General features: G+C 55.6%; 19 protein-coding genes. 16 read left to right on the top strand and 3 right to left on the bottom strand.

Annotated elements, in window-relative coordinates:
• Positions 1-113: 113 nt before the first annotated feature.
• From ACJJIB_RS07640 to ACJJIB_RS07650, 3 genes are all read right to left on the bottom strand, one after another.
• A complete protein-coding gene (locus tag ACJJIB_RS07640; protein ID WP_444888433.1) occupies positions 114-1,166 on the bottom strand; it encodes an NAD(P)H-dependent flavin oxidoreductase in 1,053 nt (350 codons plus the stop codon).
• Positions 1,167-1,403: 237 nt separating this feature from the next.
• Positions 1,404-2,141, bottom strand: a complete 738-nt coding sequence (locus ACJJIB_RS07645) for a TIGR04219 family outer membrane beta-barrel protein (protein WP_444885614.1) — start codon at positions 2,139-2,141, stop codon at positions 1,404-1,406.
• A gap of 209 nt (positions 2,142-2,350) precedes the next feature.
• A complete protein-coding gene (locus ACJJIB_RS07650) occupies positions 2,351-3,223 on the bottom strand; it encodes a LysR family transcriptional regulator (RefSeq protein WP_444888434.1) in 873 nt (290 codons plus the stop codon).
• 173 nt (positions 3,224-3,396) lie between these two features.
• Here ACJJIB_RS07650 and leuC point away from each other — a divergent pair, with 173 nt between their 5' ends.
• The 16 genes from leuC (at position 3,397) to ACJJIB_RS07730 (ending at position 23,400) form a co-directional block, all read left to right on the top strand.
• The gene (leuC, locus tag ACJJIB_RS07655) at positions 3,397-4,845 is read left to right on the top strand and encodes a 3-isopropylmalate dehydratase large subunit (RefSeq protein WP_444888435.1); all 1,449 of its coding nucleotides are present in this window, start codon (positions 3,397-3,399) and stop codon (positions 4,843-4,845) included.
• Positions 4,845-5,492 (top strand): 3-isopropylmalate dehydratase small subunit, encoded by a 648-nt coding sequence (gene leuD / locus ACJJIB_RS07660; protein WP_444888436.1) that lies wholly within the window; start codon positions 4,845-4,847, stop codon positions 5,490-5,492. Before leuC ends, leuD begins: the two co-directional genes overlap by 1 nt.
• 30 nt (positions 5,493-5,522) lie before the next feature.
• Positions 5,523-6,581, top strand: coding sequence for a 3-isopropylmalate dehydrogenase (gene leuB / locus ACJJIB_RS07665; RefSeq protein WP_444888918.1), 1,059 nt, complete (start codon positions 5,523-5,525; stop codon positions 6,579-6,581).
• Between the two features lie 87 nt (positions 6,582-6,668).
• On the top strand, positions 6,669-7,784 hold the full coding sequence (asd, locus tag ACJJIB_RS07670) for an aspartate-semialdehyde dehydrogenase (protein ID WP_444888437.1): 1,116 nt from the start codon (positions 6,669-6,671) through the stop codon (positions 7,782-7,784).
• A gap of 190 nt (positions 7,785-7,974) precedes the next feature.
• On the top strand, positions 7,975-8,970 hold the full coding sequence (locus ACJJIB_RS07675; protein WP_252085161.1) for an Asd/ArgC dimerization domain-containing protein: 996 nt from the start codon (positions 7,975-7,977) through the stop codon (positions 8,968-8,970).
• Positions 8,971-9,167: 197 nt separating this feature from the next.
• Positions 9,168-12,596, top strand: coding sequence for a motility hub landmark protein FimV (locus tag ACJJIB_RS07680; RefSeq protein ID WP_444888438.1), 3,429 nt, complete (start codon positions 9,168-9,170; stop codon positions 12,594-12,596).
• Between the two features lie 163 nt (positions 12,597-12,759).
• Entirely contained in the window at positions 12,760-13,653 is an 894-nt protein-coding gene (gene truA, locus ACJJIB_RS07685) for a tRNA pseudouridine(38-40) synthase TruA (protein WP_444888439.1), read from the top strand.
• A 138-nt stretch (positions 13,654-13,791) separates the two neighbouring features.
• Positions 13,792-14,403: a phosphoribosylanthranilate isomerase gene (locus ACJJIB_RS07690; protein WP_444888440.1), complete on the top strand. Its 612-nt coding sequence runs from the start codon at positions 13,792-13,794 to the stop codon at positions 14,401-14,403.
• A 189-nt stretch (positions 14,404-14,592) separates the two neighbouring features.
• Positions 14,593-15,816 (top strand): tryptophan synthase subunit beta, encoded by a 1,224-nt coding sequence (gene trpB, locus ACJJIB_RS07695; RefSeq protein ID WP_444888441.1) that lies wholly within the window; start codon positions 14,593-14,595, stop codon positions 15,814-15,816.
• A 92-nt stretch (positions 15,817-15,908) separates the two neighbouring features.
• Positions 15,909-16,718, top strand: coding sequence for a tryptophan synthase subunit alpha (trpA, locus tag ACJJIB_RS07700; protein WP_444888442.1), 810 nt, complete (start codon positions 15,909-15,911; stop codon positions 16,716-16,718).
• 160 nt (positions 16,719-16,878) lie between these two features.
• The gene (gene accD / locus ACJJIB_RS07705; protein ID WP_252085167.1) at positions 16,879-17,733 is read left to right on the top strand and encodes an acetyl-CoA carboxylase, carboxyltransferase subunit beta; all 855 of its coding nucleotides are present in this window, start codon (positions 16,879-16,881) and stop codon (positions 17,731-17,733) included.
• A gap of 81 nt (positions 17,734-17,814) precedes the next feature.
• Complete coding sequence (gene folC / locus ACJJIB_RS07710; RefSeq protein ID WP_444888443.1) at positions 17,815-19,086, top strand: bifunctional tetrahydrofolate synthase/dihydrofolate synthase; 1,272 nt, start codon at positions 17,815-17,817, stop codon at positions 19,084-19,086.
• Positions 19,067-19,726 carry an SPOR domain-containing protein gene (locus ACJJIB_RS07715; protein WP_444888444.1) on the top strand — a complete coding sequence of 220 codons (660 nt, stop codon included), beginning with the start codon at positions 19,067-19,069 and terminating at the stop codon, positions 19,724-19,726. The genes folC and ACJJIB_RS07715 overlap by 20 nt, the downstream gene beginning before the upstream one ends.
• A 365-nt stretch (positions 19,727-20,091) precedes the next feature.
• A complete protein-coding gene (locus tag ACJJIB_RS07720) occupies positions 20,092-20,586 on the top strand; it encodes a CvpA family protein (RefSeq protein WP_252085170.1) in 495 nt (164 codons plus the stop codon).
• A gap of 42 nt (positions 20,587-20,628) precedes the next feature.
• Positions 20,629-22,116, top strand: coding sequence for an amidophosphoribosyltransferase (gene purF, locus ACJJIB_RS07725; protein ID WP_444885603.1), 1,488 nt, complete (start codon positions 20,629-20,631; stop codon positions 22,114-22,116).
• Between the two features lie 102 nt (positions 22,117-22,218).
• On the top strand, positions 22,219-23,400 hold the full coding sequence (locus tag ACJJIB_RS07730; protein ID WP_444888445.1) for an O-succinylhomoserine sulfhydrylase: 1,182 nt from the start codon (positions 22,219-22,221) through the stop codon (positions 23,398-23,400).
• Positions 23,401-23,428: the final 28 nt, after the last annotated feature.

The following is a 23,428-nucleotide window of genomic DNA, read 5'->3' on the forward strand; positions in this document are numbered from 1 at the left end:
GCTGTGAGCGAAGGTGAACTTGGCCATAGAGACCCTGGAGCCTTTTGAGGGGCTTATTTCCACGATCTGGATGGAAATAAGATAGCGATCTTTTCCCGCTGATGCCCTTCAGCTTATTTTGTGGCTTCCAGTTCGGCCACCAGGGTAGTAATCAGCTCTGCTGCGGGTAGTGCCCGGCATAGAGGGGCTCCCTGGCCGGCCCATTGCACGGCAAAGCTATCACTGTCTGCTGTACTTGAAGCGTTGGCGAGCGCTTTGCCAGCACTGTAGCAGATTGGGTAGTCAGGTCTTGTCGGGGCGTTGTGGTTTAGATCAGTGTAAAAGCGGTTGGAGATACCGCGAGCAGGGCGCCCAGAGATATTCGAAGTAACAGCAGTGTTATGGGCGTGCTCACTTTTAAGTGCTTTTCGGTAGTTTTCGTCAGCGGCGGACTCTGGGCAAAGTATAAATGCGGTTCCCATTTGCACAGCACTGGCGCCCAGGGAAAGAGCCGCATGTATTCCGGCTCCATCCATAATGCCTCCTGCAGCAATAATAGGCAGGTTGCTTTGGCAGCAAAGCAGGCGAACCAAAGCGAGTGTACCTATTTCCCGGTCTTCCTCAGGTACAAACACCCCTCTATGGCCACCGGCTTCTATACCTTGAGCAATTAAGGCATCCATTCCCGCTTCTTCTGCGGATTTTGCTTCCTCTGGGGTTGTAGCGGTGGCAATCAGGGTGATACCAGCATTTTTTAACGCATTGATTGTGGCTTGATCGGGCAATCCGAAATGAAAGCTTACCACTGCGGGCTTTTCCTGCAGGAGCATCTCAAGCATCTCGCGGTTACCAAGAAAGCTTGGGTAGGGTTCGTGTAATGTTTGTGGAGGTGTTGCCCCTAATTCTGAGAAATATGGAGCCAGGAAATTGAGCCAGGTGTCCTCACGTTGGGCATCTGCAACTGCAGGTTGATGACAAAAGACATTGACGTTGAAAGGGTGCTGAGTAAGTGCACGGGTTTGTTGGATTTTTTCGGCGGCTTTTTGCGGGGAGTAGGGGCCGAGCCCGATGGCGCCGAGTCCGCCCGCATTGGAGACGGCCGCAGCCAATTCAGGGGTAGATACACCGGCCATTGGTGCTTGAAGAATGGGGTGGGAAATTCCTAGTGTTTGCAGAAAAGGTTGCACTGCCCGCTCGCCTCGCTGTTCATGCTCAAAGGAAACTCTGGAGAGTTTACTGTGTTTCTGCGGCCCTCAGGAATACCTAGCGGGATATTAAGCGGTGATGTTGAGAGAGGTTCGTGCTTCGCATTGCGGTATCTCAAGGGGCGAAATTATGAACCCACCTTAGGGGAATTCCGGCGCGCTAGCTATAGCGTGCCGGAAGTAATTTGCGAATCGATGGGAATGATTCAGGGCTTGGGCTTACAGGTGCAGGTTGAGGCCAATATAGGCCCCTTTGATTTCAATATCGCTTTGCAGGTCATCCAGCTCATCGAGGTTTAAGGTCATTACGCGGTAGCCGGCCTCAATCGCCAGGTCCACAGCAGGTACGAAATCCCAGCGAACTTTTGCAGTGAAATCTGTGAGAGTATCGCCGCGATAAGCTGTGCCATTGCCCTGAGCAATAATGGACCAGCCGCTAAATGGCAAGTCAAACCGGGCCATTCCGTAAGCCATTGGCAGGTAGCCAGTTAGCTGGATATTTTCGGCGCGGTCTTCACTAATGGCGGTAAACTCACCGTCATACTTACGCGCGGTAATTCCCAAGTCCAGATTTACCCAGTTATCCAGAATTTCGTAGTAGAAGGTGGCGTCGGTATGGGTGAGGTCGAGATCGGTGTTGATGGTTGCGCCGATCTGGAAGGTTTCATCGTCGAAAGTCACAGTGCTTTGCAGTTCAGCGCTGCCATCGGTATCAATATTGCTGTGAGCAAGCATGATATTGGGTACTAAGGGGATCGGGTGCTCCAGTGCGGCCTGGATAAAGGTGATGTGGTCCTCGCTGAGGGAAAGCTCATCTACATTGAAATCATCTTTACCAATATCCCCGTTGTAATTTGGCAGCCAGGCACCGATGCTGGCATCAAAACCGAGAACTGTATCCGCGTTGGCGGTAGCGCTGCCGAGAAGGGCGCACAGTGCAATAGCAGATTTCTTCATGAGCTTCTCTCCGTGATAAATTTGTCGCGGAGTGTACAGGGTTATTTTTTTTCTGTTGCTGTAAGTTGCACATTTTTACAAATTTGTCGGCCAATAGAGCGAGCTGACGTTTATAAGATGTTTCTGTTTCCTTGAAAAAGTGTGAAGTCATGTCAGAAAAGTGGCATGAATTATAAAGAATCTCGATCAACCAATTGCCAAATAGAAATTCACGAGTTTGCTTCAAAAAGCATCTGCTGCAGTGCGCTGGCAGCATTGCTGAGCGTGCGGCCACGATGGCTGATTACGCCGAGGTTACGCAGGACCTGCAATTTTTTTACCGGTAATACCGCCAAACTCTCATCCACCAAGGTTTGGGGTAAAACGCTCCAGCCCAATCCGACACAGGCCATCATTTTGATCGTCTCCAAAAAATTGGTGGCGAGCTTGGCGGTGAGCTTTAAGCCCAAGGCGTCGAACTCCCGCTTGATCAGCCGCCCGGTATAGGTGTTGAGATCCGGCAAGATCGCGGGGTAGTTGGCTAGGTCAGCCAGTTCCAGCTCAGGGATTCTGGTGAGTGGGTGGCCGGGTGCAGCCACTACCACACAAGGGTCTGGCCAGATAACTTGTGCGTTTAGGTGGGGGTAATCCTTGAGGGCCAGGGTAACTACGGCCAGTTCGTACTTGGCGGCCATTAGGGCTTCGTAGGCCTGCTCAGAATCTACAAAGTCGATATCCAGGGCAACCTGTGGGTAGCGATTGCTGAATTCCTTCAGCACTGGCGGCAGATGGTGCAGGCCCACATGGTGGCTGGTGGCGATACGCAGGCTGCCGCTGACATTATTGCCCAGGGCGCGCAACTCTTGCTCGGTATCGCTGATTTCGTTGAGGATATGGCGGGCGCGGGGCAGTAGGGCGCGCCCGGCATCGGTTAATTGCAAGCGCCGGCCGATGCGGTCAAACAGCGGGGCCTGCAACTGCTGCTCCAGGGCTGCGAGGCGCTTACTAGCCGCGGGCTGGGTCAGGTGCAGCTGTTCTGCAGCCCCGGATACCGAGCCCTGCTCGGCAATTGCCAGAAATGCCCTCAACCACTGAATTTCCAATCGGTATACCTCCTAATAAGGGAACTCTGGCCACATAAGGGAACTCTGGCCACGGTAGCGCCTCAGAGTAAAGTTCAAATTCCATAAAGGAATAGATTGAATAATAAATATAAATTGGTGTTATTTTCCAGGCCTAGTTAGACTCGGGGTCACAATTATTGAGAGGAACGGCTGTGGCAGGGCAAACACTCTACGACAAACTCTGGCAGGACCACCTGATCAAGACCCGTGACGATGGCTCCGCACTGATATATATCGACCGTCATCTGATTCATGAGGTGACTTCCCCCCAGGCCTTTGAAGGGCTGCGCCTGGCTGGCCGCAAACCCTGGCGCAGGGACTCCCTGGTCGCTACTCCTGATCACAATGTGCCATCCGAAAGCGCTGAACGCGCCGCCGGTGTCAGTGGTATCCGCGATGATATCTCCCGTATTCAGGTGCAGACCCTGGATGAGAACTGCCGGGATTTCGACGTGGTGCAGTTCGGTATTAACGAGCCGGGGCAGGGTATTGTGCATGTGATTGGCCCGGAAACCGGCGCCACTCTACCGGGAATGACGGTTGTATGCGGTGATTCCCACACCTCCACCCATGGTGCTCTGGGGGCTTTGGCCCACGGTATTGGCACCTCAGAGGTGGAGCATGTAATGGCCACCCAGTGCCTGATCCAGCGCAAGATGAAGAATATGCTGGTGCGTGTGGATGGGACTCTGCTTCCCGGTGTTACTGCCAAAGATGTGGTACTGGCGATTATCGGCAAGATCGGTACTGCCGGTGGTACCGGCTATGCCATTGAGTTCGGTGGCGAAGTCATTCGCAAGATGTCCATGGAAGGTCGCATGACCGTGTGCAATATGGCTATCGAAGCCGGTGCCCGCGCGGGCATGGTGGCGGTAGACCAGATCACCCTCGATTACGTGAAAGGCAAGCCCTACGCGCCAAAAGGCGAACAGTGGAATCGAGCAGTTGAGGCCTGGAGCCATCTGCATTCCGATGACGATGCGGATTTTGATCAGGTTGTAGTACTACAAGGTGAGGAAATTGAGCCCCAGGTGAGCTGGGGGACTTCGCCGGAAATGGTTGTGCCCATCAGCGCCAGTGTGCCGGACCCCGCCGCCGAAACCGATGCCACCAAGAGTACCGGCATGCTGAGAGCTTTAGAGTATATGGGGCTGAGTGCCGGGCAGAAGATCAGTGATATTCGCCTCGACCGCGTCTTTATCGGCTCCTGTACCAATTCCCGTATTGAAGACCTGCGCGCAGCAGCCGCTGTAGCCAAGGGCCGCAGCAAGGCCGACAGTGTTAAGCAGGTATTGATTGTACCGGGCTCCCAGGCGGTCAAGGCCCAGGCGGAGCGCGAGGGGCTGCACGAAATTTTTGTCGAAGCCGGTTTCGAGTGGCGCGAGCCCTCCTGTTCTATGTGTCTGGCAATGAATGCGGACAAATTAGGAGCTGGAGAGCACTGCGCCTCCACTTCCAACCGCAACTTTGAAGGGCGCCAGGGTTACGGCGGTCGCACGCATCTGGTTAGCCCAGCGATGGCAGCTGCGGCGGCGATTGCCGGACACTTTGTTGATGTGCGTGAGATGGCACCAGTGCAAGCGCAAGAGGAGATGGCCTGATGAGAGCATTTACCCAGCACCAGGGCCTCGTAGTGCCCATGGATCGCGCCAATGTGGATACGGATCTGATTATTCCCAAGCAGTTTCTGAAGTCTATCAAGCGCACTGGCTTCGGCCCCAATCTGTTTGATGAATTGCGCTATCTGGATGAGGGTTTTCCCGGCCAGGACTGCTCGAACCGCCCGATCAACCCGGATTTTCCTCTGAACTTCCCCCGTTATGAGGGTGGCTCGGTGCTGCTGGCGCGGGAAAATTTTGGCTGCGGCTCCAGCCGTGAGCACGCCCCCTGGGCGCTGGAAGACCACGGTTTTCGTGCAATCATTGCACCCAGTTTTGCCGATATTTTCTTTAACAACTGCTTTAAAAATGGGTTGCTGCCAATCGTTTTGCCAGAAGAAGTCGTGCACCGCCTGTTCGAGGAAACTCACGCGCAGGAAGGTTACACGCTTACGGTCGATCTTGAGCAGCAGCATATACATAAGCCCTGTGGTGAGGCGATTGCCTTTGAGGTAGATGCCTTCCACAAGCACTGCCTGATCAATGGCCTCGATCATATCGGCCTGACCCTGGAGCACGCTGATGATATCCGCTCTTATGAGTCGGCCCGACGTGAAAAAGCCCCGTGGCTTTTCGATGCGGTTCAATAATTAAAGGAAACTCCTGTGACAAAGAAAGTGATGATTTTGCCGGGTGACGGCATTGGCCCGGAAATTGTTGAACAGGCCATGGCAGTGCTGGAGGTCGTATCCGGTAAATACCATTTGGGCCTTAGTTTTGAGCAGGGTCTGATTGGTGGTGCCTCCATCGATGCGCATGGCGAGCCCCTAACCGACGAAACGCTCAAGGCCGCAGGCGAATGTGATGCGGTATTGCTCGGCGCTGTCGGTGGGCCCCAGTGGGATACCCTGGCGCGTGAAATTCGTCCGGAAAAGGGGTTGCTGAAAATTCGCAGCGGGCTCGGCCTCTATGCCAATCTGCGCCCGGCCATTCTCTATCCGCAACTGGCCGACGCCTCTTCGCTCAAGCCCGAAGTGGTGGCTGGGCTGGATATTCTGATTGTGCGCGAACTCACCGGTGGAATTTATTTTGGTGAACCCCGCGGAATTCGCACCCTGGAAAATGGTGAGCGCCAGGGTTACAACACCTACGTGTACAGCGAATCGGAAATCGAGCGTATCGCGCGCTCCGCATTTGAAGCGGCGCAAAAGCGCAATGGCAAGCTCTGCTCCGTCGATAAAGCGAATGTATTGGAAGTCACCGTGCTCTGGCGCGAAGTGCTGGACCGCCTGGCGCCGGAGTATCCGGATGTGGAGCTGTCGCATATGTACGTTGACAACGCCGCGATGCAGTTGGTGCGTGCTCCCAAGCAGTTCGATGTGATGGTAACCGGCAATATGTTCGGCGATATCCTCTCCGATGCCGCTGCCATGCTCACCGGTTCTATCGGGATGCTGCCTTCTGCCTCCCTGAACGAAAATGGTTTTGGCCTTTATGAACCCTGTCATGGCTCCGCCCCGGATATTGCCGGGCAGGGCATTGCCAACCCCCTGGCCACTATCCTGTCTGCGGCGATGATGTTGCGTTATTCCCTGAATATGGGGGAGGCGGCGGATGCCATTGAGGCTGCGGTAAGTGAGGTACTGGAACAGGGGCTGCGCACTGCTGATATTTACACAGAAGGTTGCCGTAATGTTTCCACGGCGGAGATGGGTGCCGCTGTTGTCGCCGCGCTGTAAGCGCGTGGCGTCACACATTTACCTTTTTTACTATCGCGCCGCTTTCTCGGTGGCGCACGCTGATCACATCACTAACAGGACAAAGCAATGCAGAAAATAGGTTTTATCGGCTGGCGTGGAATGGTCGGCTCGGTATTACTGGAACGCATGAGCGCCGAGGACGACTTTGCGCATATCGCTGAACCGATTTTCTTCTCCACCTCTAATGCTGGCGGCAAGGCGCCGGATATTGGCCGCGATCTGCCGCCACTTGGAGATGCCTACGATATTGATGCGCTGGCAGGGCTGGATGCCATTGTCAGTTGCCAGGGCGGTGATTACACCAAAGAGGTTTTCCCTCGCCTGCGCGAGGCCGGCTGGCAGGGCTATTGGATCGATGCGGCATCCAGCTTGCGTATGCAGGAAGACGCGGTAATCGTACTGGACCCGGTCAACCGCGATGTGATCGACCGCGCAATTGCTGTCGGGCAGAAGAATTTTATCGGCGGCAACTGCACTGTCAGTCTGATGCTGATGGCTCTGGGCGGACTGTTCAAGGCCGGTCTGGTGGAGTGGGTGAGTGCCATGACCTACCAGGCCGCCAGCGGTGCCGGCGCCAAGAATATGCGTGAGCTGATTACACAGATGGGTGCGATCCGCGACGGCGTGGCAGCAGAGCTGGAAAACCCTGCCAGCGCCATTTTGGATATCGATCGCAAGGTGGTTGCGGACATGCGTTCGGCAGATTTCCCCACTGCGCAATTTGGCGCGCCTCTGGCCGGCAGCCTGTTGCCCTGGATTGATACTCAGTTGGAGAATGGCCAGAGCCGTGAGGAGTGGAAGGCCCAGGTGGAAGCCAACAAGATTCTGCAAACCCAGAGCCCAATTCCAGTAGATGGCACCTGTGTGCGTATTGGCGCGATGCGCTGCCATAGCCAGGCCTTTACCGTGAAGCTGAAAAAGGATTTGCCGCTGGTAGAAATCGAGCAGTTGCTGGACAGTGCTAACGATTGGGTCAATGTAGTACCCAATGAGCGTGAAGCCACTTTGCAACAGCTGACGCCTACGGCGGTTACCGGCAAGCTGGATATTCCGGTGGGGCGCCTGCGCAAGTTAAGCATGGGCCCAGAGTACCTGAATGCCTTTACTGTGGGCGATCAATTACTCTGGGGGGCGGCAGAACCGCTGCGCCGTATATTGCTGATTTTGCTGGGTAAGCTGTAACTGGTACAGTTTGGTATAAGTTATCTGGAGGCGCTTATTGCAGCACTTGTTAATAGAGGACATTTTGCCAAGCTGTGAACCCCATCAAGTAAAAAGCCGCTACTGGTTGTCATAGCGGCTTTTTCGATTTTTCCCCACGGGTATAATCGCCCCCTCATTTTTCCTTTCCAACTCAACGAAGTGAATAGCCATGTCCGAAGCCGCCCGCGAATTGGTCATCGTCGGTGTTGATAACGCCGCCTTTGCCCCTCTGCTTGAAATCCTGGAGGAGCGGGAAATTATTACCGCCGAGCAGCTGTGTTTGCTGGAGAGCGAGGAGCGCGAAGTGGACCCGCAGGTGTTCGCCAATCGCAGTATCTCTGTACAAGCCCTGGAAAAATTCGCTTTTGCCGAGGGGCAGGTGGTGATTTTGCTGGACTCCAGCGATGCCATTAACGCGGCGATGACCAGCGCTGAAAACAGTGGCGCCTGGGTGGTGGATGCGGCCAACAATACCCGCGGCGATGAGAGCGTTGCCCTGATCCATCCGGCATTCAATGCGGCGGAACTGGCTAACGCAGAGCGCCGTCTGGTGGCATTGCCCAGCGCCGGTGCGGCCATGGTAGCCGAAGCGCTATTTCCACTGGCAGAACAACTGCAGGGTGTACAGGTGCAACTCAATCAGCCTGTTTCCGCACTGGGTAAAGCCGCCATCGATGCCACAGCGGCGCAGACAGCGCGTATGTTCAGTGGTCAGGAAGCGGAAGTCGACCCTGCCATTGGGCACCGCCTCGCGTTTAATCAGCTCAGTGCCAGTGAAGCCCTGCTCGCCAGTGGCCACACGCTCGGCGAACTGACGTTGATACACGATTTGCGCCGTTTGCTCGGCGATAACGTTGCGGTGGATGCCAGCATTAACACCGTTTCTGTGTTTCACGGGCAGCTGGCCAATTTGGGTATCGTTTTACGCGAAGACGTGGACCTGGAAAAAATACGCGCATTGTTAGCCAATGGTGTGCGCCTTCAGTTGGCAGAGCAACCCTCGGCGGAAAACGCTGTGGGCAGTGACGTGACAATCATCGGTCGCCTACGCCAAAGCCTTTTGGGCAAGCGTCAGATAAATCTTTGTGCGGTGTCGGATAATCTGCGCAAAGACGTTGCAATGAACTGTGCACAAATTGCTCACTTGTTGCTAAAAAACTACTGATACTTAATACTTAGCCGCCATAGTGAAGGTGTTATCTTAACTTTGGTCCGGCTGCAAATGGCGAAATAATCGCCAAGGTTGGTGGCCGCCTGCACGGCGGTCAAATAGTCGAACGATTACTGTTCAGTAATGGGGATTTTCTGAAGGCGCGCTTTTCAGATGCCCTGGGAAGATTCTAACAATAAAGGGAATCGGATATGCGTGTGCGTAAGTTGGCACTTGCAGTTGGTCTAGTCGGTGCACTGGGAAGCAATGCGGCTCTGGCGCTCGGACTGGGGGAGATCAAACTCAACTCCACCCTTAATCAGCCACTCGATGCGGAAATTGGCCTGTTGCAAACCCGCGGCCTGGACGATGCTGAGATCAAAGTGCGCCTCGCGGGGCCGGATGAATTTGACCGCGCAGGTGTGGAACGCTCTTACCTACTCACTTCACTGCGTTTTGATGTGGATTACTCCGGTGGCAAGCCGGTGGTCCGTATTACCAGCCGCGAACCAATCCGTGAGCCTTTCCTGAATTTCCTGGTGGAAACCCGCTGGCCCAGTGGCCGCTTACTGCGTGAATACACCCTATTAATGGACCTGCCGGCGTTTTCACCAAACAGCGCCCAACAGCCGGTGCGCGCCGCTGAGCGCGAGCGCCAGCAGGTACGCCGCGACACCCAGGTGCAGAGGCCCGCGCCGCGTCCGGTACAGCCTGCCCAGCAACCGGTCGCCCAGCCTGAAGTGGAGCAGCCCGCAGAAACGCCGGCGGCGCAACAGCCCGAGCCTGTGCGCCGTCAGCCGCAGCGCGCTGCCACAGATAGCAGCGACAGCAGCCAAGTTTACGGTCCGGTTTCCTCTGCCGATACCCTGTGGGAGATCGCCCTGGAAAATCGTGTGAGTCGTGACTTTTCCGTTCAGCAAACTATGTTGGCGATTCAGCGCTTGAACCCGGAAGCTTTTATCAACGGCAATATTAACCTGTTGAAAAAAGGTGCTGTGCTGCGTCTGCCAAACAGTAATGATCTGCGCAGCCTGAGCCTCACCGAGGCAATCTCCGAGGTCGCCCAACAGAATGATTCCTGGCGCCAACGCAGCAGTGTTGAGGAAGTCGCCACGGGTGCGCCGCTGGATGCGCGCCCGGTGGAGGAAGAACGCATTGTCAGCAATGAGGTTGAGGGGCGTGTCAGCCTGACTGCGCCCGGCGACAATGAGTCTGTAATTTCGGGTTCCGGAAGCGGTGCAGAAGACAGCGAGGCGCTGGAAGGCAATCTGACCGTGGCCGAGGAAGAGCTGGATAAATCGCAGCTGGAAAATACCGAGCTGCGCGAGCGTATCGCCGAACTCGATGAGCAGATCGATACCATGGAGGCCTTGGTAGAGGTTTCCAATGAGGAGATGCTTGCGGTGCAAGCCGCAGCCGAATTGTCTGATCCGCTCCTTGATACCAGTGATATTGACAGTACTGAGCTGGCAGATAATACGCTGGGGAGTGACGAGACGCAGCTGGATGAGTCCCTCGCCGCTGAGTCTCTGGATGACGCAACAGAACAGAATGATATGCAGGTCGCTGAAACTGAACCGCAGTCGCGCAATCGCGTAGTGTCTGTTCAGACCCAGCCCGAGCCCAGCCTGATGGAGAAGCTTGGCGACAATGCGCAATTGATTGGCATCGGTGCCGCGGGTCTGCTAGTGGGCTTGTTCGGTTTCTTTACTTGGCGTCGTCGCCAGGCTGAGCAGGAAGCAGAGCAGCAACTGGAGCAACAGTTGGTCGCAGAGGAATCTCTGCAGGTGATGCCGGAAGAGACCGCTGAAGCTGATGAGACATTGGCTGCCGTAGAGAGCATGGAAGCCGATAACGCTTTTGACCTCGGTGATCTGGGTGATGTGGGCACCGATGACCCCATCTCCGAGGCCGAGATTCACCTGTCCCTTGGGCAGTACGAAGAGGCAGAAAGTAAATTGCTGCTGGGCCTGGAAAAAGATCCCCAGGTGGTAGATGCACGCCTGATGTTGATGGAAGTTTACGCCCACAATCAGGACGTTGAGAAGTTCGACGATCACTACATCCAATTGCTGGCTATCAGCGATGGCCCTGCGGCCGACCGCGCCGCGCGCCTGCGTGAAACTATTGCTGATGCTCCAGACTTTGAAGCCCCGGCGATGGATTTTTCCAGCGAGTCTCTGGAAGCGGCGCAACTGGATGATATCGGTGCTGCACTGGATCAGGATTTCTCCGCAGCAGAACCGGCCCAGTCCTCTATAGAGGATTTTAATGGCGACAATTCACTGCTTGACGACCTCACCATGGATCTCTCCCAGGATGGTGAGAAGCTGGATAGTGAGAAAGCAGATGGCGAATTAGCCTCTGAAGAACTGTCTCTCGATTTGGAGGATAGTTTTACAGAATCTGCGCTGGAGGCGGGTGAATCCCTCGATCTGGACAATGAGTTCAACCTTGATGACTTGGATCTCGATGGTGCCTTTGACAGCGAGCAGGATGGTTCTCAGCTGGCGTCCAACAATAATGAAGAGCTAAACCTCGACGACCTCGATCTTGGTGAGTTGGATCTCGGTGATCTGAATACAGGTGAAACTTCGGAATTGGCATTGCAAGACTCGCCAGTAGAGGAAGTTGCCGCCGAGAATGCGTCAGACTTGGCGCCAATTGATTTCGATACCTCAGAATTGGATCTTGATTCCCTGGCGCTGGATAGCGCTGAGAGCCATGAGGTGGGTGCCGACGAGTTGGTAGCGGAGCCCGAAGAGTCTGCAGTGGCGGCTGACAAGGCGAAGTCCGGTGGATCTATTGGTGGTCTGGACTTCGAGTTGGATCTCTCCATGATGGAAGAGGCCGCGCAAGAGCCGCAAGCCGATGAGGCCCTGGCGATTGAGGAGAGTCTTGAGACCCAGGAACTGGACTCTCTGGAGGCTGATCTCGATATTACGTCCAGCGCGGGTAGCGAGGATGAGCTCTCACTGGAGACTTTCTCCGAGAGTGACCTGGATATGATTGGTTCAGAGCTCGATGGGGAACTGGACCTCGACAGTATTAATCTCGATGATATTGCCGGGGACCTTGCCTCTACTGAATCTCTGCAGAGTGAAGATGGCGCCGCTGTAGCGGATACTACTGTGCCCAATAGCCTGCCCCAGGAAGAGGATCTCGATTTTGATATGGCCTCTCTGGAAGCGACTGGAGAGGAGCTGTCCCTCGATGGGGCTTCAGTAGAAGAAGAGTTTTCTCTCGAGGAGGAGCTGGCCCTGATTGATGAGTCCACCGATGGGGATCTGTCTACCGGTCTGGACCTCGAAAGTGATTTGGGGTTGGAGGCTACGGCAGACCAAGCGCAGGGACTCTCTGAGCAAGAGTCCCAGCAGCAAGCGGGTGAGGCTGTTGCCACTCAGCAGCAGGAGACCGAGTCTGAATTTGCCGGCTTGGATTTCAACTTGGAAAATGATCTCAACTCCGAACTGAGCCTACTCGAAGGCGGCGATGAGATGGGTACCAAGCTGGAGCTGGCCCAGGCCTATATGGATATGGGTGACAAAGAGGGCGCCAAGGATATTCTCAAAGAAGTGGCCCAAGATGGCGGCGGCGAGCATAAGAGTCGCGCAGAGGAGTTGTTGGAGCGCATGGTTTAAGCGCTTCTCAACTCCGCCTGAAAAAACCTCGCACTGGTTGCGAGGTTTTTTTATGTTGTCGGAGAATTCCCGGTTTCCCCCAGTTTATATCCAGATTGTTGGATTTTGCTTTTTTACGCTCTCCTCGACTTTGAGGTGGCATCAATAGAGTAATTTTGCCGTTATGACGCAGGCAATTGAACGCGAATATATTTACAAGGCCAATGGCGAAGTTCCCCCTGGCGAGCAACTGCCCGAGGGGTTGCGTCGTATTGCGCTGGGAGTTGAGTACTGCGGTGCGCGGTTACACGGTTTTCAAAAGCAGAAGTCAGCGGCGGAAACTGTGCAGGCCCACCTGGAGCGTGCCCTGTCAAATATTGCGGCAGAGCCGGTCACCCTGGTCTGTGCTGGGCGAACTGATGCCGGTGTGCATGCCACCAATCAGGTGATTCATTTCGATACCCGTGCCCAGCGCCCGGAGCGCGCCTGGGTTCAAGGGGTGAATACCAAGTTACCGGATTCTGTGCGTGTGCGCTGGGTTCGTGAGATGCCGGCGCAATTTCATGCGCGTTTTTCCGCCCATGCGCGGACTTATCGCTATTTGATTCACAGTGCCCCGACCCGCTCGGCGCACAGCTCGTCAGAGGTGACCTGGACCCAGCATCCACTGGATCTGGATGCCATGCGCGAGGGGGCGAAGCACTTGATTGGCCGCCAGGATTTCACCAGTTTCCGCGCTTCCCAGTGTCAGGCCAAAAGCCCTGTGCGGGAAATTACCCGCTTGGATATTGCCCGTGTTGGCCAGCTGATCGTGCTGGAAGTGAGCGCCAATGCGTTCTTGCATCATATGGTGCGCAATATTACCGGTGTGCTGATGGCGGTGGGCCGGGGTGAGCGCAGCTCGAGTTGGGTGGGAGAAGTGCTGGAGAGGCGCGACCGCTCCGCGGGTGGAGTTACCGCGCCGCCATTTGGTTTGTATCTGGTGGATGTGCAATACCCGAAGGAGTTTCAGTTGCCTAGCTGTGATCCGGGTCCTCTGCTGGTGCCTCTGCCGCTCGGCTCACTGGCACAGCCTTAACAGCTAGCTTTTGCTTCCGATGCAGCCGTGAGGCTGCTACGCCACTTGAATAGCACGCGTTTCGCCCCCGGTGTCAATCTGCTAGTATCCAGCGTTCCCTCATTTTTGTTGGCCGCTCGGCTGGCTCCAGGTTAAGCGATGCAAGTGAAAATTTGCGGCATCACCCGTGTAGAAGATGCCCTGATGGCGATTGATGCCGGTGCGGATGCACTGGGATTGGTTTTCTACAAGGCGAGTCCCCGCTATATCGATCCGCAGGTTGCGGCAGTGATTGCCGAGGCGGTTCCTCCCTTCGTTACCCTGACCGGCCTGTTTGTGGATGCTGCCCAGAGTGAAGTGGACCAGACTTTGGGGTTGGTTCCTCTTAATTTATTACAATTTCACGGTGAGGAAGCTGCCCGTTACTGCGAACAGTTTCGCCGGCCCTATATCAAGGCCCTGCGTATGAAGGAGGGCTTGGATGTTGTCGCAGCAATGCAGGAGCACCCCAAAGCGCGCGGGTTTTTACTGGATGCCTATCGCCCTGGTGTTCCCGGTGGTACCGGTGAGACTTTTGACTGGGATAGGGTTCCTCAGGAAAGCGGCCGGTCCATAGTGCTTGCCGGTGGACTGACAGCGGATAATGTTGTTGCTGCAATATCGGCAGCGCGGCCTCTGGGAGTGGATGTCAGCGGCGGCGTAGAGCAGGCGCCGGGTATCAAGGATCGGCAAAAAGTGAGTGCTTTTATTCGTGCAGCTAAGAACAACTAGCTGGCTAGACAGAATATTTTAGCGCCACAAGAATGTGTCGCTGCCGGCAGTGCCGGCGCGAGCCAGTAAATACCAGCAGATCCACGCATCTGCGCCAGTATTTTCTGGCGATGCTTGAATAGTTCAGGAGGAACTATTCAAGCATTAATAAATAGGCAAATAGTTTAAAAACCACGTGACCCACGGAGTATGAGTGTGAGTAAGCCAGGTGCTATCGATTTTTCCACCTTCCCGGATGCGAGCGGACATTTTGGTCCCTACGGCGGTCGCTTTGTATCGGAGACGCTGATCAGCGCACTGGATGAGCTTCAGGCAATGTATAGTCGCCTGAAAGATGATCCGGATTTCGTCGCTGCCTTTGATCACGATCTGGCGCACTACGTAGGCAGGCCATCGCCGCTGTATCTTGCTGAGCGACTGACTGAGCAGGCGGGCGGTGCGCGAATCTGGCTTAAGCGCGAAGATCTCAATCACACCGGTGCACACAAAGTAAATAACACCGTGGGCCAGGCGTTGTTGGCAAAGCACAGTGGTAAGAGTCGTGTTATTGCCGAAACCGGCGCAGGCCAGCACGGTGTGGCCACCGCTACCGTAGCCGCGCGTTTGGGGTTGCAGTGCACCGTTTATATGGGCGCTGAAGACGTCAAACGCCAGTCCCCCAATGTCTACCGCATGAAGTTGTTGGGTGCCGAAGTCGTACCGGTGGAGTCCGGTTCCAAGACCCTCAAAGACGCCATGAATGAGGCCATGCGTGACTGGGTAACGAATGTCGATAATACTTTTTACATTATTGGTACAGTGGCTGGCCCTCACCCCTATCCGCAATTGGTGCGGGATTTCAATTCTATTATCGGTCGCGAAGCGCGCCGTCAGAGTCTGGAGCGCTTTGGTCAGTTGCCCGACGCCCTGGTGGCGTGTGTAGGTGGTGGTTCCAATGCTATTGGTCTGTTCCACCCCTTCCTCAATGATTCAGAGGTGAAGATGTTTGGCGTTGAAGCTGGTGGTGAAGGCCTGGCCTCTGGTAGGCACGCGGCGCCACTCAACGATGGTATTCCCGGTGTTCTGCACGGCAACCGTACCTACCTGATGGAAGATGAGGACGGCCAGATTATCGAAACCCACTCCGTTTCAGCGGGCCTCGATTACCCCGGTGTTGGCCCCGAGCACGCCTGGCTCAAAGATATCGGCCGTGTGGAGTATGTTACCGCCGATGATAAAGAAGCGCTCGATGCCTTCCGTCGCCTAACCCGCACCGAGGGTATTCTGCCGGCGTTGGAGTCTAGCCACGCGGTTGCTTATGCGATGAAGCTCGCAGCTGAAATGGCGCCTGAGCAAAATATCGTGGTGAACCTCTCCGGCCGGGGGGACAAAGATATTTTCACCGTTGCCGCTATTGATGGCATTGAGGTTTAGCGGCGTTCTGCCCACCTGCCCGGGTGGGCATATCGAAATAATCGTGACCAAGTGAGCTGGCACTAGGCCAGAAGTAGCTCAGGGAATACACAGTGACAGAACAAAATAGAATTGATCGCCGCTTTGCGAGACTGCGAGGTGAAGGCCGCAAGGCCCTGGTAACTTATATCGTCGCCGGCGATGGCGGCTTGGAAAATACCGTACCCTTGATGCATCAGTTGGTGGCCAGTGGTGCGGATATTATTGAACTGGGGGTGCCTTTCTCCGATCCCATGGCCGAAGGGCCGGTAATCCAGAAAGGGCATGAGCGCGCCCTGGCCAACGGCGCCTCTTTGCGTAAGTGCCTGGCGCTGGTGAAAGAGTTTCGCCAGGTGGATGCGGAGACCCCGGTTATCCTGATGGGGTATGCCAATCCGATCTTGCGAATGGGTGAGCGGGAGTTCGCCGATGCGGCGCTAGAGGCCGGAGTTGATGGCGCCCTTACGGTGGACCTGCCGGCGGAGGAGGCGGGGCCGCTCAACAAGCTCTTGGCGGAGCGCAACCTGCGCAATATCTTCCTGCTGACGCCCACCACCACCGAAGAGCGTATTCGCGAGATTACCGGCCTGGCCAGCGGTTTTGTGTATTACGTCTCCCTGAAAGGGGTCACCGGTGCTGGCCATTTGGACCTGGATTCTGTGCGCGATAACCTCGAACATATTCGCCGTTTCACTGATCTGCCCTTGTGTGTGGGTTTCGGTATCAAAGATGGCAACTCGGCGCGCTCAGTCAGTGCCCATGGCGACGGGGCGGTAGTGGGCAGTGTACTGGTGTCCGCGGTGGATGAAGCTGCGGACCTAGTCGCAGCCAAGGCGAGGCTGGGGGAAATCGTCAGCGAGATGCGCCAGGCACTGGACCGCTAGGCTTTCACCCAAGTTTAAGCGAAAAACTGGCCAGATCACCAAAAATAGCGGCTGATCTGGCTCAGTTTGATGTTCAGCTTAGTGTTTTAATTCGTAGCCTGAAACTCACCGGTCGGTAAAATGCACCGGCCTACAGAAAGCATCCGGATTTGGAAACGAGATGAGCTGGTTAGAAAAAATTGTTCCCGCGGTAATTCGCACCGAGCGACGTGCCGGCAGCAGCAAGGTCCCAGAGGGGGTATGGAAGAAGTGCGTCAAGTGTGACGCCATGCTTTACCGCCCGGAGCTGGAGCGCAACCTGGATGTGTGCCCCAAGTGCGACCACCATTTGCGCATCGGCGCCCGCCGTCGCCTGGATATATTCCTCGATGAAGATGGACGCGAAGAGCTGGCTACCGATGTGTTGCCAGTGGACCGCCTGAAGTTTAAAGACGTCAAAAAGTACAAAGACCGTCTTTTGCAAGCACAAAAATCCACTGGCGAAAAAGATGCACTGATCGCCATGCAAGGTACCCTGAATGGAGAGCCCTTGGTAGCGGTGGCCTTCGAATTTGCCTTCCACGGCGGTTCCATGGGCTATGTGGTGGGTGAACGCTTTACCCGCGCGGCCCAACGCGCTTTGGAACAGCGTATTCCGCTGGTGTGCTTTTCTGCCACCGGTGGGGCGCGTATGCAGGAGGCCCTGATCTCTTTGATGCAGATGGCCAAGACCTCGGCGGTGTTGGAAAAAATGAAGATGGCGGGAGTACCCTATATCTCCATTATGACCGACCCAGTGTACGGCGGCGTTTCAGCCTCTTTGGCCCTGCTGGGCGATATCAATGCGGCCGAGCCAGGTGCGCGTGCCGGATTTGCCGGCCCCAATATTATCGAGCAGACCATCCGCCAGAAGTTGCCCAAGGGCTTCCAGCGCAGTGAATTCCTACTGGAACATGGCGCCATCGATATGATTATTCCACGCAAGGATATGCGTACCACCGTCTCGCGCTTATTGGGTAAACTGAGCGGTAATTAATTATTTCCCAATTCCCCGGAGGTCCTTAAGAGCAGTCAGTAAAAGCCTGGCTGCTGCCTCCCACCAGCGATCTATCCAATTATGTCCTCACTACAAGATTGGCTCACCCGCCTGGAGCGGCTGCACCCCTCTGAAATCGAACTCGGTCTTGAGCGTGTCTCTTCGGTTGCAGCTGCCCTGGGGGTGCAAAAACCCGCCCCAACGGTGATTACCGTGGCTGGAACCAATGGCAAGGGCTCCTGCGTAGCGACTATGGAGGCACTCTTGTGCCGCGCCGGCTACTCCGTCGGCGCTTACAGTTCTCCACACCTATTGCGTTTCAATGAGCGGATACGCATTAATGGCGAGGAGGTATCCGATCAGCAGTTGGTGGAGTCCTTTGTCGCGGTGGAGGCTGCTCGCGGGGAAACCAGTCTTACCTATTTTGAGTTCACGACCCTGGCTGCCCTGTGGTTATACCAGCGCATGAAGGTGCAATATGCTTTGCTGGAAGTCGGTCTCGGTGGTCGGTTGGATGCGGTCAACTTGGTGGATGCCGACTTGGCGATTATTACCAGCGTGGCAGTAGATCACGAGGATTGGCTTGGAAGCGATCGGGAAGTCATCGGCCGCGAGAAAGCGGGCATTCTGCGTCCCGGGGCTCCTTTTGTCTGTGCAGATAGCTCTCCACCCCAATCTGTGCTGTCTGCGTCAGAAAAGCAGGCCAGTTCCAGTTATTTTATCGGGCAGGATTTTAATATCTCTTCAAGTGGTGAGAGTGAGATTTATCACTTTGGCGATTTGGTTCTGTCAATACCGGATATCACTTTGCCGCGACCCAGTATTGCTGCTGGGCTTACCGCGCTGACACTTCTGGATGCTTTACCCCAGGAGGGAATAGAGGCTGCCTTGGCCCAAATAGCCCTGCCTGGGCGCTGCCAGCAAGTCTACTGGCGTGAGCGAAATCTGCTGTTGGATGTGGGGCATAATCCGGCGGCGGCTGAACACTTGGCTACTTGGTTGAAGGCCAATCCGGTGGAGGGGAAGACCCACGCCTTGGTTGCGGCGATGGAAGATAAAGATCTCGTCGGTCTATTCGCTCCTCTGCGCAAGTTGGTAGATCGCTGGCACCCGGCCTTGCTGCCGGAAAATGGTCGTGCCGCAGAGGGTGAGGCACTCTGCGCCGGTCTGCTAGAAGCTGGGGTAGATGAGACGAATGTGGATCGTCGCTGTCCAACAGTGGCTGAAGGGTTGCGGCAACTGCTGCCAACCCTCAATCCACAGGATAGGTTGCTTGTATATGGATCCTTCTTTACTGTGGCGGAAGTTCTGCAGCAGATGCGAGACGAGGGTAATGGAGAATTGCGAGGATAAGGCCTCCCGCAGAGGGCGGCTGAACGACGGCTTTAAACAGCGTATTGTCGGTGCGCTGGTGCTGATTGCGCTCGCCGTGATTTTCCTGCCAAGTCTGCTGGACCGGGAGTCAAAGGGGCATATCAGCGAGGTAAGCCAGATCCCGGCAGAGCCGGATATCAGCCCTATTGAGATTGCTCAGCCGGAGCCTGTTGCCGGTGTGGCGCCAGCACCGAAGGCTGGGGAAATTTTTCAGCCGGAAGTACCCGAGAAGTTCTCTAACCCCGCAGAGGGTGCGGCAAAATTTGCTGCCGCCGATACACAGCTGGGGAAGGGAAAAGATACAAATGATTCCACTTCATCAGTGGAAGTTGATACTGCCAAGCAGGCGGCATCGCCATTGGTTGATGATCAGGGGCAGCCGATGGCCTGGGTGGTTCAGGTGGCCTCCTACAAAGATGATTCCCGTGCACAGCAGCTGCGCATGCGCTTGATGGATGAGGGGTATCGCGCGTACACCCGCGCTGTGGAAACGGATAAGGGGCGCTTTGTGCGGGTCTTTGTAGGGCCGAAAGTGAATAAAACCGACGCACAGACTATTAAGCGGGAGCTGGACGCACTACTGCAGGCGCAAACCCTGGTGCTTCGCTTCAAAGCTTGAGGTTTCTGTGGCTTGCGGCGGGCTGGCACTTCGGTAAAGAGGGTGTGCCGGTCTGGTCACCAAAGTAGCGGCAACCGATCCAGCTTGTGCCAGTATTTCGCGGATGGCTGGGATATTGGCCGGGCTTCTTTCACTTCTTGCTCTGGTTGTTTGCCCCGTGGCTGTCCTCACGCAGAGGCACGTCTAAAGGGCAATTCATCTGCGCTTTTTTTGGCATAAATCCACTGCCGTAAGGTGATTAATCTACGGAGTTTTGCAGTTTGGAAAGGAAATTCCAATCGATTCGTCTACGGCTTCACGCGCTTAGCCCCTTAAGTTAGAATGCGCGCTCTTCGCGGCAGCAGCCGCCACGCAGGTAGGGTTGAATGAATTGGGCTGACTGGACCATTCTGGCTATTGTGGGTATCTCCACACTTATCGGCCTTAGTCGAGGTTTCGTGCGCGAAACCCTGTCACTGCTCACCTGGATCGCCGCTTTTGTGGTCGCGATGATGTTTCGCGAACAGCTGGCGCCACTGCTTTCAAACCTTGTCGACACCCCATCCCTCCAGGCGATTGCCGCCTTCGCCATTCTGTTCTTCGGAACGCTCCTGGCTGGGGCGCTTTTGAATATGATGCTCTCCGCTTTTGTTGAGGCCACTGGCTTATCGGGTACCGACAGGGTACTGGGCATGGTGTTTGGTCTGGCGCGTGGGGCCATTGTGGTGATGGCACTGCTGATTCTGGCCCCGGCACTGGTGCCGGTGGAGCAGGATAGTTGGTGGAGTGAGTCGGTGTTAATCCCCCATTTCCTCGAATTTGAGGGCAGTGCGCGGGAGCTGGCCAAGTCTGTGAAGGACTATTTCGTAGAGTTATTTTAATCGGGCGCTAGCGCCGCTTTTTCGATCAATAGGGTCAAATATATGTGTGGTATCGTCGGTATCGTCGGTAAGAGTGATGTCAATCTGCAGCTCTATGATGGGCTCACTCTGTTGCAGCACAGGGGGCAGGATGCTGCGGGCATCGTGACCTGTGACGATGATCGCCTGAACCAGCAAAAAGCCAACGGTCTGGTGCGCGATGTATTCCGCGCGCGCCATATGGAGCGCCTGAAAGGTAACTTTGGTATCGGCCATGTGCGCTACCCCACTGCGGGCAGTTCCGGTCCCGCCCTGGCGCAGCCTTTCTATGTGAACTCCCCCTATGGCATTGCCATGGCACACAATGGCAATCTCACCAATGTGCGGGATGTGGTTGAAGAGATCTTCCAGCAGGATCTACGCCACATTAATACGGATTCCGATTCCGAAGTGCTGCTCAATGTATTCGCCCATGAGCTGCACAAGTTGCATAAGCTGCAGCCTAAGGCTGAAGATATCTTTACCGCCATGCGCGGTGTGCACAAACGTGTGCGCGGCGCCTATGCCTGTGTGGCCCTGATTGTGGGTTACGGTATCGTCGCCTTCCGCGATCCCAACGGTATTCGCCCGCTGGTTTACGGTAAGCGTGAGACCGAGAAAGGCACCGAGTATATGGTGGCCTCTGAGTCTGTCGCCCTGGATGTACTGGGTTACACCCTGGTGCGCGATGTGGCCCCCGGTGAAGCGCTGTATATCGAGCTGGACGGTACTGTGCACTCTGAGCAGTGCGCGGAAAACCCGACCCTGACCCCCTGCATTTTTGAACATGTGTACTTCGCCCGCCCGGATTCCATTATGGATGGCGTTTCCGTACACAAGGCGCGTTTGCGTCAGGGTGAGCACCTGGCAGACAAGATTCTGCGCCTGCGCCCCGACCACGATATCGACGTAGTGATCCCCATTCCCGATTCCGCCCGCACCGCCGGCCAGACTGTGGCACACCGGCTGGGGGTGAAATTCCGTGAGGGGATGGTGAAGAACCGCTATATCGGCCGTACCTTTATCATGCCTGGGCAGAAACAGCGTAAGAAATCAGTGCGCCAAAAGCTGAATGCTATCGAGCTGGAATTCCGCGGTAAGAATGTGCTGTTAGTGGATGACTCCATTGTGCGCGGTACCACTTGTAAGCAGATCATTCAGATGGCTCGCGATGCGGGTGCCGCGAAAGTCTATTTCGCCAGCGCGGCGCCAGCGGTGAAGTACCCCAACGTGTATGGTATTGATATGCCGTCTGCCAGTGAGCTGGTTGCGCACGACCGCACGACTGAAGAGATCTGTGAAGAAATCGGTGCAGACTGGTTGATTTACCAAGACTTGGAAGACTTGGTCGTAAGTTCCAGCGGAGGTAAGCAGAAAATCGATCAGTTCGACTGCTCCGTTTTCGACGGTAACTATATTACCGGCGATGTTGACGAAGATTACCTCGATAGCCTTCACGCGGCGCGCAACGACGAGGCCAAGCACAAGAAGGCCGACACCAGCACTCTGTAAGTTATCTCCGGCGGCGCTCTGTTCACGGCAGAAGAGGGCGCCATGCACGACTGTTTCGGTTAATATGACCGCTTCCAAAAAATACTGACTAGGAAGCGGTATATGTTTGAAGACGACGGTTACGCTCTGGAAACTCTGGCCGTTCGCGCCGGGCAGGTCCGCTCGGAAGAGGGCGAGCACTCCGAAGCCCTCTATCTCACCTCCAGTTACGTATTCCCCTCTGCTGCAGAAGCCGCTGCGCGCTTTACCGGCGAGAGTGTCGGCAACGTTTACTCTCGCTACACCAACCCCACTGTTCGTATGTTCGAGCAGCGCATCGCCGCGCTCGAAGGTGGCGAGGCTGCGGTAGCCACGGCCAGTGGTATGGCCGCGATCCTCAGTATTTGTATGGCACTGCTGAAAAGTGGCGACCGGGTGATTTGCTCTCGCAGTGTGTTTGGTACCACCACCGCGCTGTTTGGCCGCTATATGGAAAAATTCGGCGTGCGTGTGAGCTATGTGGATCTCACCGATATGGATGCCTGGAAGCAGGCGGTGGATGGCTCCACCAAGCTGCTGTTTATGGAAACCCCTTCCAACCCCCTGTGTGAAGTGGCGGATATCCGCGCGCTGGCGGAGGTGGCCCACAGCGCCGGCGCTCTATTGGTGGTGGATAACTGTTTCTGTACTCCGGCCCTGCAGCGCCCACTGGCGCTTGGCGCCGATATCGTGGTGCACTCCGCTACCAAATTCCTCGATGGCCAGGGGCGCGCCCTGGGCGGTGTCGCCGTGGGTCGCAAAGAGGTTATGGATGAGCTGGTGGTGTTCCTGCGTACTGCCGGCCCCAGTATGAGCCCGTTTAACGCCTGGATTTTCCTTAAAGGCTTGGAAACGCTCAAGCTGCGTATGCAGGCCCACTGCACCAACGCCCTGGACCTGGCCTGGTGGCTTGATGAACAGGAGATGGTGGAAAAGGTCAACTACACCGGCTTGCCCAAACACCCCCAGCACCGCTTGGCCCGCGAACAACAGGATGCCTTTGGTGCGGTGTTGAGCTTTTCCGTGCGCGGTGGTCGCGAGGAAGCCTGGAAGGTGATCGACAACTGTAAAATCCTGTCTTGCACCGCTAACCTCGGCGATGCCAAGAGCACTATCGTACACCCGGCCACTACCACCCACGGGCGTCTCAGTGATGAGGACAAGGCTCGCGCGGGCATCACCGAAAACCTGATTCGTATTTCCGTCGGATTGGAGAATGCAGAAGACCTGAAGCGCGATCTGATGCGGGGACTGTCTTTGTTGTAGGCGCTTTGCAGGGCCTTTGCTTAAACCA

Source organism: Microbulbifer mixtoriginis (SeqCode) (assembly GCF_052467705.1).

Coding starts and splice junctions, on each gene's coding strand:
- folC (WP_444888443.1), top strand. CDS start 17,815: ATGTCCTCACTACAAGATTGGCTCACCCGCCTGGAGCGGCTGCACCCC.
- ACJJIB_RS07720 (WP_252085170.1), top strand. CDS start 20,092: ATGAATTGGGCTGACTGGACCATTCTGGCTATTGTGGGTATCTCCACA.
- leuD (WP_444888436.1), top strand. CDS start 4,845: ATGAGAGCATTTACCCAGCACCAGGGCCTCGTAGTGCCCATGGATCGC.
- ACJJIB_RS07680 (WP_444888438.1), top strand. CDS start 9,168: ATGCGTGTGCGTAAGTTGGCACTTGCAGTTGGTCTAGTCGGTGCACTG.
- ACJJIB_RS07645 (WP_444885614.1), bottom strand. CDS start 2,141: ATGAAGAAATCTGCTATTGCACTGTGCGCCCTTCTCGGCAGCGCTACC.
- purF (WP_444885603.1), top strand. CDS start 20,629: ATGTGTGGTATCGTCGGTATCGTCGGTAAGAGTGATGTCAATCTGCAG.
- ACJJIB_RS07675 (WP_252085161.1), top strand. CDS start 7,975: ATGTCCGAAGCCGCCCGCGAATTGGTCATCGTCGGTGTTGATAACGCC.
- leuB (WP_444888918.1), top strand. CDS start 5,523: ATGATTTTGCCGGGTGACGGCATTGGCCCGGAAATTGTTGAACAGGCC.
- ACJJIB_RS07730 (WP_444888445.1), top strand. CDS start 22,219: ATGTTTGAAGACGACGGTTACGCTCTGGAAACTCTGGCCGTTCGCGCC.
- asd (WP_444888437.1), top strand. CDS start 6,669: ATGCAGAAAATAGGTTTTATCGGCTGGCGTGGAATGGTCGGCTCGGTA.
- ACJJIB_RS07690 (WP_444888440.1), top strand. CDS start 13,792: ATGCAAGTGAAAATTTGCGGCATCACCCGTGTAGAAGATGCCCTGATG.
- ACJJIB_RS07715 (WP_444888444.1), top strand. CDS start 19,067: ATGGAGAATTGCGAGGATAAGGCCTCCCGCAGAGGGCGGCTGAACGAC.
- trpB (WP_444888441.1), top strand. CDS start 14,593: ATGAGTGTGAGTAAGCCAGGTGCTATCGATTTTTCCACCTTCCCGGAT.
- truA (WP_444888439.1), top strand. CDS start 12,760: ATGACGCAGGCAATTGAACGCGAATATATTTACAAGGCCAATGGCGAA.
- accD (WP_252085167.1), top strand. CDS start 16,879: ATGAGCTGGTTAGAAAAAATTGTTCCCGCGGTAATTCGCACCGAGCGA.